The sequence below is a fragment of the Plantactinospora sp. A48 genome (assembly GCF_055793945.1).
Genome location: NZ_JBTIXF010000107.1, coordinates 1 through 11095, shown reverse-complemented (window position 1 = coordinate 11095; position 11095 = coordinate 1). Strand labels below are relative to the sequence as shown.

13 protein-coding genes are annotated in these 11095 nt (G+C 71.9%); 6 read left to right on the top strand and 7 right to left on the bottom strand.

What is annotated here, in order from left to right; all coding sequences use genetic code 11:
• The first annotated feature begins 292 nt into the window (after positions 1-292).
• Positions 293-805: an SRPBCC family protein gene (locus ACXN5W_RS29740; RefSeq protein ID WP_473161703.1), complete on the top strand. Its 513-nt coding sequence runs from the start codon at positions 293-295 to the stop codon at positions 803-805.
• 116 nt (positions 806-921) lie between these two features.
• Here the strand turns inward: ACXN5W_RS29740 and ACXN5W_RS29735 are convergent, their stop codons facing one another.
• Positions 922-1629 carry a DUF2786 domain-containing protein gene (locus tag ACXN5W_RS29735; RefSeq protein ID WP_473161702.1) on the bottom strand — a complete coding sequence of 236 codons (708 nt, stop codon included), beginning with the start codon at positions 1627-1629 and terminating at the stop codon, positions 922-924.
• A 134-nt stretch (positions 1630-1763) separates the two neighbouring features.
• Between ACXN5W_RS29735 and ACXN5W_RS29730 the strand changes: the two genes are divergently transcribed.
• Positions 1764-2222, top strand: a complete 459-nt coding sequence (locus tag ACXN5W_RS29730; RefSeq protein WP_473161701.1) for a hypothetical protein — start codon at positions 1764-1766, stop codon at positions 2220-2222.
• Positions 2223-2296: 74 nt separating this feature from the next.
• On the opposite strand, the gene ACXN5W_RS29725 is transcribed toward ACXN5W_RS29730, so the two are convergent.
• Entirely contained in the window at positions 2297-2683 is a 387-nt protein-coding gene (locus ACXN5W_RS29725) for a hypothetical protein (protein WP_473161700.1), read from the bottom strand.
• Positions 2684-2841: 158 nt separating this feature from the next.
• Here ACXN5W_RS29725 and ACXN5W_RS29720 point away from each other — a divergent pair, with 158 nt between their 5' ends.
• Positions 2842-4203, top strand: coding sequence for an ABC transporter substrate-binding protein (locus tag ACXN5W_RS29720; RefSeq protein WP_473161699.1), 1362 nt, complete (start codon positions 2842-2844; stop codon positions 4201-4203).
• 83 nt (positions 4204-4286) lie between these two features.
• Here the strand turns inward: ACXN5W_RS29720 and ACXN5W_RS29715 are convergent, their stop codons facing one another.
• The gene (locus ACXN5W_RS29715; RefSeq protein ID WP_473161698.1) at positions 4287-5027 is read right to left on the bottom strand and encodes an enoyl-CoA hydratase/isomerase family protein; all 741 of its coding nucleotides are present in this window, start codon (positions 5025-5027) and stop codon (positions 4287-4289) included.
• Positions 5028-5061: 34 nt separating this feature from the next.
• The gene (locus ACXN5W_RS29710; protein ID WP_473161697.1) at positions 5062-5919 is read right to left on the bottom strand and encodes a 3-hydroxyacyl-CoA dehydrogenase family protein; all 858 of its coding nucleotides are present in this window, start codon (positions 5917-5919) and stop codon (positions 5062-5064) included.
• 220 nt (positions 5920-6139) lie between these two features.
• Between ACXN5W_RS29710 and ACXN5W_RS29705 the strand changes: the two genes are divergently transcribed.
• On the top strand, positions 6140-6418 hold the full coding sequence (locus ACXN5W_RS29705; protein ID WP_473161696.1) for a hypothetical protein: 279 nt from the start codon (positions 6140-6142) through the stop codon (positions 6416-6418).
• 100 nt (positions 6419-6518) lie between these two features.
• Positions 6519-7175, top strand: a complete 657-nt coding sequence (locus tag ACXN5W_RS29700; protein WP_473161695.1) for an acyl-CoA-like ligand-binding transcription factor — start codon at positions 6519-6521, stop codon at positions 7173-7175.
• Between the two features lie 78 nt (positions 7176-7253).
• Here the strand turns inward: ACXN5W_RS29700 and ACXN5W_RS29695 are convergent, their stop codons facing one another.
• The 3 genes from ACXN5W_RS29695 to ACXN5W_RS29685 form a co-directional block, all read right to left on the bottom strand.
• Entirely contained in the window at positions 7254-8030 is a 777-nt protein-coding gene (locus ACXN5W_RS29695; protein WP_473161694.1) for a class I SAM-dependent methyltransferase, read from the bottom strand.
• Positions 8031-8197: 167 nt separating this feature from the next.
• Positions 8198-8407, bottom strand: coding sequence for a BldC family transcriptional regulator (locus ACXN5W_RS29690; protein ID WP_007073996.1), 210 nt, complete (start codon positions 8405-8407; stop codon positions 8198-8200).
• A gap of 265 nt (positions 8408-8672) precedes the next feature.
• On the bottom strand, positions 8673-9512 hold the full coding sequence (locus ACXN5W_RS29685) for a DUF8083 family protein (protein WP_473161693.1): 840 nt from the start codon (positions 9510-9512) through the stop codon (positions 8673-8675).
• Positions 9513-9853: 341 nt separating this feature from the next.
• On the opposite strand from ACXN5W_RS29685, the gene ACXN5W_RS29680 reads away from it, so the two are divergent.
• On the top strand, positions 9854-10933 hold the full coding sequence (locus ACXN5W_RS29680) for a Glu/Leu/Phe/Val family dehydrogenase (RefSeq protein WP_473161692.1): 1080 nt from the start codon (positions 9854-9856) through the stop codon (positions 10931-10933).
• Positions 10934-11095 lie beyond the last annotated feature (162 nt).

Here is an 11095-nt window from a genome sequence, read left to right as displayed (position 1 = left end):
CCTTGCTTTCGTGGTTGATTTGGGACGGCAAGCTGTATCCCCTCCTTCCCGTTTCCTCGTTTCCTGCTTCGTCCCTTTTCCCTCCTCCCCCCCCCCCCCCCCCCCCCCCCCCCCCCCCCCCCCCCCCCCCCCCCCCCCCCCCCCCCCCGGCCCCGACCGAACCGGCCGGACAGCCGGGGACAGCGGCCGGGAATCCCAGCCGTTCCGCCAGTCGGGACGATTGTCCCCCGTTGTCGTTCCGGAATGATTGCGAAGCTGTGTCATGGGAGCGCACCCGGTATGGTCCGGCCCTATGGGACACGGCGCCATCAACTCCCCGGCGGTCGAGCCAGACGTCGCTGACTTCTCCCTGCACGGCACGGTCGAGGTTCCGGTCCCGGCGGCGGTGGCCTTCGAGGCGTTCACCGAACGACTCGCTGAGTGGTGGGTCAAGGAATACACCTGGTCCGGGCCCGCCGCCCTGGCTGCCATCGGCATCGAACCCCGGCCCGACGGCATGCTCTACGAGATCGGCCCGCACGGCTTCCGCTCCGACTGGGGTCGGGTGGTGGTCTGGGATCCGCCACACTGGCTGGTGTTCACCTGGCAGATCGGGCCGGACCGGGCGCCGGTCCCGGATCCCGACCGGGCCACCGAGGTCGAGGTGCGGTTCACCGCCGATGGTGACTCCCGGACGATCGTGGAGGTCGAGCACCGCGCCTTCGACCGACACGGCGGCGACGCCACCGGATACCTTCAGGCGCTGACGGACGGCTGGCAGGAACTACTCGGCCGGTACGCCGACATGCTCTCCCGGACCGCCTGAGACCCGCCGCCAGGCGGAGGGCCGCCGGACCGCCTGAGGCCCGCCGCCGGGCGGAGGGCCGCCATCCGGGTTTGGTGCGGCCGGGTGGACAGCTGGCCGCCGGCGATCCGATCGGGTCAGCCGGGCAGTCCGTGGCGGGCTCCCCGGCCGGTCAGCCGGGGGTCGCCGAGATCCGCCCGCTGGCCGGCGGCCAGACCGAGCCGATGACCGCCGCCGGCCAGCCGTCGGGCGCTGGCGGTGGCCGTCCGGGGGTACGCCTCGACCAGCCGGCGCTCCACCCGACCGTCCCGGTCGGCCAGGACCAGGGCCATCGACGGCTCGCCGGAGCCGGCCGCGGCGGTCGTCTCGGCCTCGCGCAGCCGGTACGACACGGCGGCGGTGAAGCCGGCCAGCCAGGACCGCCGGAACGCCGCGGGGTGTTCACCGACCGGCACCGGTGTGCCGGCGAGGCCGTGCGCGGCCTGCACGAGCAGCGAGGTGAAGAGCAGTTCCACCCGGTCCAGATCGCTGGTGAACCCGAACAGGTGCATGGTGAACCGGGCGGCGCCCGAGCGACGGCGCACGGCGCGGCAGCGCAGCGCACCGCCCACCCCGGCGAGCAGTCCCGCCTTGTCCAGCGCGTACGGCGGCAGCACCTCCAGGACCCGGTCGCCGACGGGGTCGCTGCCCGGGTCCCGGACCGCCAACAGTGCCCGGTCGACCCCGTACCGCGCGATCAGCTCGGTGGCCTTCGCCATGAACGCCTCGGCCTCGTCCGGCGTGCAACCGGGATCTTCGGCCTTGGCTAGCAGCTTGCGGACCTTGTCGAGGATCGCGTCGGACATGGACCAACAGTTACCAGAGCCCTCCGACAGCGTCACCATCCGGTGGCTGGGGGTGACCAGAGATCGTTTGATAGGTACGATCATCGATGCTTCGGCCCTATCCGGAACGATCTTCCCCCAGCCCGGAGGCTCCCATGTCCGCGAAACCCGCTCGACTGCTGCTCGGCGCGACACTCCCCCTACTGGCGACGGCCGCCCTGGTTCCCAGCCCGGCGCAGGCCGCGCCGACCGGATCCGTTCCGCCCGCCACGACTCCGGACGGCCCGAACCTGGCCGCGTCGACCCTCACCTCGTGCTACTCGGGCGCCGTACAGCGGGTGTTTCAGCAGGGCGGTTGGGGCGGCGAGGTGGGCACCTTCACCACCTCGACCCGATGCGCCGACATCAACGTCCGCAACGACAGCGTGTTCAGCACGAACGCCTGCGTCGTCTTCGTGGACAAGACCAACAGCTGCAACTACTGGACGTACCTGCCGGCCAAGTCGAGCTGGCACGTCGTGGCCAGCAACGTCCGCGACGGCGTCCACTTCCGGGTCCGGTTCGAGAACAACTTCTTCCAGTACGACCCGCTGATCTCGTACACCGCGTACTGAGTCACCCGCGGCGGGCCGTCACCGACGGCGGCCCGCACGGGACGGCAGGCCCGGGGCGGACGCACCAGCGCCGGTCAACGCCGGTGGCGCAGCGTGGCCCCGACGGATCCGGCCAGGGTCAGCAGGCAGTCCGGCAGTTGGCCGTCGGCGAGCGCCGCTCCGAACAGGGCCTCCGCCGTGGGCACGTCCGCGTTCGCGTAGGCGCTGACGAACCGGGCGACCCAGCGGGCGTCGTACCGGGCCTGCTCGATGTCGGGAAAATCCAGGGTCCAGGACCCGTTCGGTACGTCGTCTGGCATCATCGCGGCAGCCAGATACCAGGCGACGTCGTACGCACCCACGACGCCGGACCGGTCGAGGACGGCGTCGAACGCTCCGGCCACGGCGTCGCTGTCGCCGACGAGCGCCGAACGCAGCACCGCGGCGGCATCCTCGATGGTCTCCGGAGGCAGATCGGTCACGTGCCGAACAGTATGCCGCCGCGTCAACCCGCGCAGCGGAACGCGCGGCTGTCACCACGGTGCGCAACGGGGCCAGCGATCGTCGAGGCCGCTCTCACACGCGACGCCGCCGGCACGCTAAGGTGCGCAACGGACCTCAGGGGAGAAAGGACCACCCCATGCCCACATCCCGTCTGACGCGGGGCGCCGCGCTGGCCACCTGCGCGGTTGTCGCGCTGACCGCGTCCGGCTGCGGCAAGGACGACAAGCCGAGCGACAGCACCGCCGCCGCCCCCCAGGTCCGGCTGTACGGCACGGACGGCAACATGCAGAACTCGTTCGGTAAGGAGTTCAGCGACCAGGCTGGCCTGCTGGACGGCATGAAGGGCACGACACCACTGACCCAGCTGCCCGAGGACTTCAAGGCCCGGCTGCGCGCGGTCGACCCCAAGCTCAACGACTACCTCTACGCGGCCGAGTCGTACGACGCCGTGGTGATCGTCTCGCTCGCCACGCAGCTCGCCGGTTCCACCGAGCCCGCGAAGATCGCCAAGCAGATCAACGCGGTGACCAACACCGGTCAACGTTGCGACACCCCCGCCGCCTGCCTGCGGCTGGCCCGGACCGGAGTGGACATCGAATACCGTGGCGTCTCCCTCACCCGGGGCGGTTTCACGGATGCCGGCGAGCCCTCCACCGCCAGCTACGGCACCCTGCACTTCAACGAGGCCGACCAGATAGACGACGACAAGACCGAGTTCGTCGGCGCGGGCGACGAGTCGACCGCCAGCACCGCGACGCCGCCAGCACCGCAGAAGCAGCGGGGCGGCAAGAACGACGACCGCGACGGGTCCCCGCTCAAGCTCGGCGGGCTGTTGCCGAAGACCGGTGACCTGGCGCTCGCGTACCCGCCGCTGATCGCGGGCGCAAGCCTCGGGGTACGCGAGGTCAACGCCGCCGGCGGGGTGTTGGGCGATCCCGTGGAGTGGCTCGACGGCGACGACGGCACCAACCCCACGGTCGCCAAGGCGACCCTGGCCCGGCACGTGGAAGAAGGCGCGCAGGTGATCATCGGTGCGGGTGCGTCCGGCATCTCCCGCGCCGTGTTGCCGGATGTCGTCGCGGCCGGTCTGATCCTCTTCTCCCCCTCCAACACCGACGCCGGGCTCAGCACGGCCGATGACAAGGGCCTCTACTTCCGTACCGCGCCGTCGGACATCCTCCAGGGCCGGGCGTTGGCCGACGTCATCCTCCGGGACGGTCCGCAGAAGATCGTCCTGGTCGCGCGGAAGGATCCGTACGGTGAGGGTCTCCAGAGCTACGTCCGGACCGAGCTGGAGCGCGCCGGCATCACCGCGGACAACCTCAAGCTGCTGACGTACGACCTGCCGGCCGACGGGTCCACCGCGAAACTCGACTTCTCGGCGGGCGCCAAGGAGATCAAGAGCTTCGGTGCCGACGCCGTGCTGGTGATCGGCTTCGGCGAGTCCGCGCAGGTGATCAAGGCGCTCGTCACGGCCGGCGTGCAGATCCGACACTAGGGCCTGGGTCGGTCGGACCCGGCCGGACGCACGCGGGGCTGCGCGGGGCGGGGCGGCGCGGCGGTACCGTCGCGCCGCGCAGGTCAGCCGCCACGCCGCCGGTCGAGGAACTCCGTCATCCGACGGTGCTTCTCCGCGTCGGCGAACAGCACCGCCTGGCTGACCAGGTCGAGTCGCGGATGGGCCGCCTCGGGCGCGTCCACCGCCAGCTTGGTCAGCCGAAGCGCCAACGCGGACCCCTTGGCGATCTCGTCCAGCAGTTCGTGGGCGGCGTCGAGCAGTCCGGCCGGGTCCTCGACGACCCGGTTCACCAGGCCGATCCGCGACGCCTCGGCGGCGTCCACCCGACGCCCGGTGAACAGCAGCTCCTTGGCCCGGGCCTCGCCGACCAGCGCGGGCAGCCGGTGCGTGGCACCCGCCCCGGCGATGATGCCCAACCGCACCTCCGGCTGCCCGAAGACCGCCCGGGCCGTACACACCCGCAGGTCACAGGCGTACGACAGCTCCGCGCCGCCGCCCAGCGCGGGACCGTCCACGGCGGCGACGGTGGGCAGCGGGAGGGCCCGGATCCGGGCGAAGATCGCGGAGTTGATCGCGGCGAGCGCGTCGTTCGGACCCCGGTCGCGGAGCTGGGCGATGTCGGCACCGGCCGCGAAGATCCCGGCGGTGCCGCCGGTCAGCAGCAGCAGTCGCGGGTCGCGTTCCAGGTTGGCGCAGACCTCGTGCAGCGCGGCCACCATCTCGGTGTCCACGGCGTTGCGCTTCCCCGGCCGGTCGAGGGTGACCACCACCCGGTCCGGCCGTTCCTCGATCCGCAGGCTCATGACGGCTCCCTGCTGAGGCTGGCGGTTTCCACGCTCACGAACGCTTCCCACCCTCCCACGTGTAGAAGCCCTGGCCGGACTTCCGGCCCAACCGGCCGTCGGCGACCATCTCCACCAGCAGCGGCGGCAGCTCGAACCGGTCACCGTACGCGCGTTGCAGGGTGCGGGCGATGTCGAGCCGGACGTCCAGGCCGACCAGGTCGGTCAGTTCCAACGGACCGACCGGGTGCCGATAGCCGAGCACCATCGCCTTGTCGATGTCGGCGGCACTGGCCACGCCGTCGGCGACCATCCGGATCGCCTCCAGGCCGAGCGTCACCCCCAGCCGGGACGTGGCGAAGCCGGGCAGGTCGCGTACCAGGATGGGATCCTTGCCCAGCCGGCGGGCGAGGGCGACCGCGTCGTCGGTCCGGTCCGGCGTGGTGGCCGCGCCCACCACGATCTCCAGCAGCGGCATCGCCCAGACCGGGTTGAAGAAGTGCAGCCCGAGGAACCGGTCCGGGGCGCGCAGGCCGGCCGCCAGCTCCCCGATCGGGATGCTTGAGGTGTTGCTGGCCAGCAGGACCGGCCGGAGTTCCTCGGCGGTGGCCAGCACGGTGCGCTTGAGGTCCAGTCGCTCGGGTACGGCCTCGACGATCACCCCGGGTTCGGGGGCCACCTCGGCGAGGTCGTGCCGGACGGCCAGCCGGGTGCGGCTGGCGTCGGCGTCCGCGGCCGACAGCTTGCCGCGCTCGACGGCGGAGGCCCAGAGCCGGTCGAGGGCGACGGTCGCGGCCTCGGCCCGGCCCGGGTCCACCTCGACGAGGTCCACCCGGAAGCCCGCGCCGGCGGCCACGTAGGCGATACCGAGGCCCATCGTCCCGGCGCCGACGACCACGAAGCGATCAGTCATGCTGGCGACCCTATGCAGCGCGGTTCCGATCGGTGCGGCTGGGGTTCGCCGGGATGTCGCGGCGGGCCCGCCCGGTACGGTTCGGCCCGGGCGGACCCGCCCGGTACGGGTCGGTCGGGTTCGCCGGGACGGCGGGTCGGGTAAGAGTGCCCGTAGTGGGGCGGTGGGACCGCGCCGCGCACCCAGGAACCGCGCAACGACCCGACGAAGGGACGCACCGATGAGCGAGACCCAGGAGACCGCGCCACAGGAGACCGTGGAGACGCGCGGTGACCAGCGCGTGGACCTGCTGCGCGCGGATGCCAACAACGACGGCAAAACCGATGTCTGGGTGGTGGACACCGACGGCGACGGTAAGGCCGACCTGTTCCAGTTCGACACTGACGGTGATGGAAAGGTCGACATCACGATGGTCGACATCGACGAGGACGGCACCCCGGACGAGGTGGTCGACGGTGACGGCGGGTTGCCGCCGGCGCCCCTGCCGCCGACCGCCTGACCGGATCCGGGCGCGGGTGGGCGGCGGCAGGCGAGCCGCTCACCACAACCGGTGCGGTCGGGTCATGTCCCGCGCCGCGACGGCGTGTCACGATGAACGGATGACCGCGCCCGACCTGGCAGTTCCCTCCGATCTCCCGGTGAGCCGCCGCGAACGCCGCAAGCGGGAGACCCGGGCGGCGCTCGAACACGCGGCGCTGCGGCTGTTCGCCGAGAAGGGGTACGAGCACACCACGGTCGAGGAGATCGCCGACGCGGCCGACGTGGCGGTGCGGACGTTCTTCCGGTACTACGCCTCGAAGCAGCACGTGCTGTTCGGGGACGCGGCGCACGAGCGGGTCGGCCGGCTGCGGGACGCGCTGGCCGAGAGCCCACCGGACCTGCCGCCGATCGAGGCGGTCCGGATCGTGCTGGCCGGTCTGGACATCGAGCCGGACGAGCAGCAGCAGATCTTCGTCCGGCTTCGCCTGATGGCTCAGCAACCCTCGCTGGTCGGCATCTATCTGCTGCTCAATCACGAGCTGCGCGGCGTGGTCGTGGACTTCGTGGCCCGCCGTACCGGGCTGGCGCCGACCCACCTGTACCCGCTGCTCGTCGGCGGCGCGGCGGTGGCGTCCTGGGACGCCGCGCTCACCGTCTGGGCGGCCGGCGGCGGCCGGAGTGGCCTGGCGGAGCTGCGCCGGGACGCCTTCGCGGCGCTCACGGCCGGGCTGTCGGCGCCGCCGTTCGCACCCGCGCCACAGACATCCGAGCCGTAGTGCCCCGGCGCACCGGGCCGGCCGGCGCGCCCGGCTGATCCGTAGCGCCCGGTCGAGTGGTAACCGCCACGGCGCCGCTCAGGCGAGCCGGAGGGTGGCCAGGTAGTAGGGCGCGTCGAGCGAGTCCACATCGGCCAGCCGCCAGGGCGAGCCGTGTACCAGCTCGGCCAGCTCGGCCGGGCTGCACACCAGGTAGTCGAACCAGTCCGTGCCGAGTTCCCGGTAGCGCAGCCGCAGCCGTAGCTGCCCGCCGAGCCGGCCGCGTTCCCGGTTGCGCCGGTGGTAGCCCGTGTGTACCGGGTCGGTCGTGCCGTACGGGTCGGTGCCGTGCGCGATCACCTCGGCCCCGGGCCGGGCCAGTGCGGCCAGCGCGGCGAGGAAGCCCGGCGCCCGTTCCCGGCCCTCGATCAGCCCGAGGTTGCTGCCGAGCAGCAGAAACGTGTCGTACCGGCGCTCCGAGCGGGCGTGCTCGTCCACGGTCGCCAGCACGAGATCCCGGACGCCACGCCGGCGGGAGATGTCCAGCGCTCCCGGCGAGATGTCCAGGCCGGTCACCGCGACCCGGCGGCGTTGCAGCTCCAGGGCGATCCGGCCGGCGCCCACCCCGACGTCCAGCACCGCGCCCCGGGCCCGGTCGACCGCCCGGTGGTCGTGCGGTTGCCACTCCCGGGGTCCGGACAGGTAGTGCGCGGCGGGCGCGCCGTTGATCAGCCCGTCGTCCCGCTCGATGATCTCGATGACCGGGCGGGGTAACCGCCCACCGGCGAGCGGTCGGGGACCGATTCCGGTCTCCACCGCGTACGCGTCGCGCAGCAGCTCACCGAAGACGTCGCCGATACGGGGTTCCCCAGGCACCCACAGACCGTATCGGTACCGCCCACCGCAGCGGCGGACGGACCCCGGACATACGTCAGGGGCGGAGACCCACGATGCTCCGTGGACTCCGCCCCTGACCTGGCTACCTCGACCGGGTGGACGGATTGGGGGGTGTACCCGCCACGCCGGTGCTGCTTCGGGAGACTTCAGTCGCCCTGACGCTGCTGAGGGATCTGTCCCTGCAGCAATGCGCGAACCTCCGACTCGCGATAACGGCGGTGGCCGCCCAGCGTACGAATGGCGCTCAGCTTGCCCGCCTTCGCCCACCGAGTCACGGTCTTCGGGTCGACACGGAACATCGACGCCACCTCGGCCGGCGTGAGTAGCGGCTCGGGTTCGTGCGTACGCGATGCCATCGGTCACTCCTCCACAGGTACCTATAGACATCGGCCGGGGTCCCGCCGGCCGACGCGTCTCCCATGGTCCGGCTAGTCCCCGATGTCCGACATGGGCCGAACGGCCGAAGGTCCTTGGTCGGACGGATGAACCAAGACCGAATTATGCCACTTTTTAAGCTCTATTCGTATTTAAACGGACTCCGTCAACCAGTGGAGTAGGGGACCAGCCGTGAGTACGGCTCGCCTTGGAAACGCTCCCTGACCAGGTTGGATGGGGTTTGGCTCAATTGCACCGCTCGAGCAGCTGCACCGCCCGCCACCGGGCGACCAGCTCCTCGTACGCCTCGGTCGCCGCCTCGGCGTCACTGCGGGCCAGCGCGGCCAGACCCTTCGCCACCAGTTCCGGCGAGTCGTCGGCCGTCAACGTCTCGTCCGGCAGCAGGTCAACCAGGCCGCCGTAGTCCAGCTCAACCATCGAACGCGGGTGGAACTCCTCCAGCCACCGCGCGCCCTCCTCGACCGCCTCGGTGATCGGCGCGTCGCCGACCGACTTGCGCAGCACGGACAGTCCCCGGGAGGCCCGCCGGCGCGCCTTGGAGATCTCGGTCCGGAACCGCAACATCCGCCGGCCCGGCTCGACGGACAACTCCCGTTCCTCCGGGGAGATGAAGACGAACCAGCGCAGCGGCACACCCCAGGTGGCGATCTGCTCGTGCACCCGGGGTACGCCATGCTCCAGGACCCGAGCGCCGCTGCGCCAGTCCTCGACCACCGCCTTGGCCTGCCCGGCCAGCACCGGCGGCACGAAGGCGTCGGCCAGCACCGAGGGCACGCCGTCACGGGCACTGAGCGCCGCCTCGGCCACCCGCACCCGCAGATTCCACGGACAGACCAGCAGGGTGTCCTCCTGGTGCAGGACGTACGCCTCGTCGGGCAGGTCGGGCAGCCGGGTCCAGCCGGCGCCGAGCGCCTCGATCACGGCCGTCCGCTGCCGCCCCGGACCGTCCTGCGGCGTCACGGCGCGACCGGATTGGACATACCGGCGCCAGAACGTCTGCCGGTCCCGGTCAAAGGCGGTCAACGGCTCGTACACGCGCAGGTAAGAAGCGAAGAGCGACGGCACGTCGCGATCCTCCCACGAAAGTCCACCGCCGCCGCCGTCAGGACCACGCCCAACCCGCGGCGTTGCCGGGTCGCCACCGTTGGTGCCCACCACCCCCGGTGGTGCCGGCCGCCTCCCGGCGGGTTGGCGCCGACCACTCCCGGCGGACGGGGTGCCGACCGCTCCCGACAGACGGGCTGCCGGCACTCCCGACGGACGGGTTCAGCATGCGGACCACCGCTCTCGTGGGCGATCGGGTTCGTGGCGGCGGTACTAGGCTCGCGAATACCGGCATCACCCCCCGCCGGCGACCCCACCGGGTCGGCAGGGCCCCACAAGGGCGCACCCCACGAGGAGCACTCATGGCCGTATTCGGCAGCACCGACACCACGGCGACCGGACACGAACAGGTCGTCTTCTGCCAGGACAAACACACCGGTCTCAGGGCGATCATCGGCATCTACTCGACCGCGCTGGGCCCCGCCCTCGGTGGCACCCGGTTCTACCCGTACGACAGCGAGGACGACGCCGTACGCGACGTGCTGGACCTGTCCCGCGGCATGGCCTACAAGAACGCCCTCGCCGACCTGGATCTCGGCGGCGGCAAGGCGGTCATCTGGGGCGACCCGGAGCAGATCAAGTCCGAGGCGCTGCTGCGCGCGTACGGCCGGTTCGTCGAGTCCCTGGGCGGTCGTTACTACACGGCCTGCGACGTCGGAACGTACGTCCAGGACATGGACATCGTCGCCCGGGAGACCCGCTACGTGACGGGCCGCAGCGTGCAGCACGGCGGCGCGGGCGACTCCTCGGTGCTCACGGCGTGGGGCGTCTACCAGGGCATGCGGGCTGCCGCCGAACACCTGTGGGGCACCCCGTCCCTGTCCGGACGCCGGGTCGGCGTCGCCGGCCTGGGCAAGGTCGGGAAACACCTGACCAAGCATCTGCTGGACGACGGCGCCGCGGTGGTCGCCACCGACGTGAGCGAGCGGGCCCGCGACTGGGTACGAACGGCGTACCCGCAGGTCGACCTCGTCGCGGACGCGGACGAACTGGTCGCCTCCGACATCGACGTGTACGCGCCATGCGCCCTCGGCGGCGCCCTCAACGACGACACGGTGCCGGTGCTGCGCGCCAAGATCGTGGCGGGTGCCGCGAACAACCAGCTCGCGCACCCCGGGATCGAAAAGGTGCTGGCCGACCGTGGGGTGCTGTACGCGCCGGACTACGTGGTGAACGCCGGTGGGGTGATCCAGGTGGCCGACGAGATCGAGGGGTTCAACTTCGACCGGGCGAAGCTGCGCGCCACCCGGATCTTCGACACCACCCGGGAGATCCTGCGGCTGGCCGACGCCGAGGGGGTGCCGCCGGCGGTGGCCGCCGACCGGCTGGCCGAGCGGCGGATGGCCGAGGTCGGCCGGCTGCGCAGCATCCACCTGGGCTGACCGGGCGCGGCGGCCTAGGGGTTGGGGGTTTCGGCCCCGGGTTGGGGGTTTCGGCCCCGGGTTGGGGGTTTCGGCCCCGGGTTGGGGGTTTCGGCCCCGGGTTGGGGGTTTCGGCAGCCCAGCCCCGCTCCGGGCGGTCAGGCTTGATCCCTGCGCGGGGCT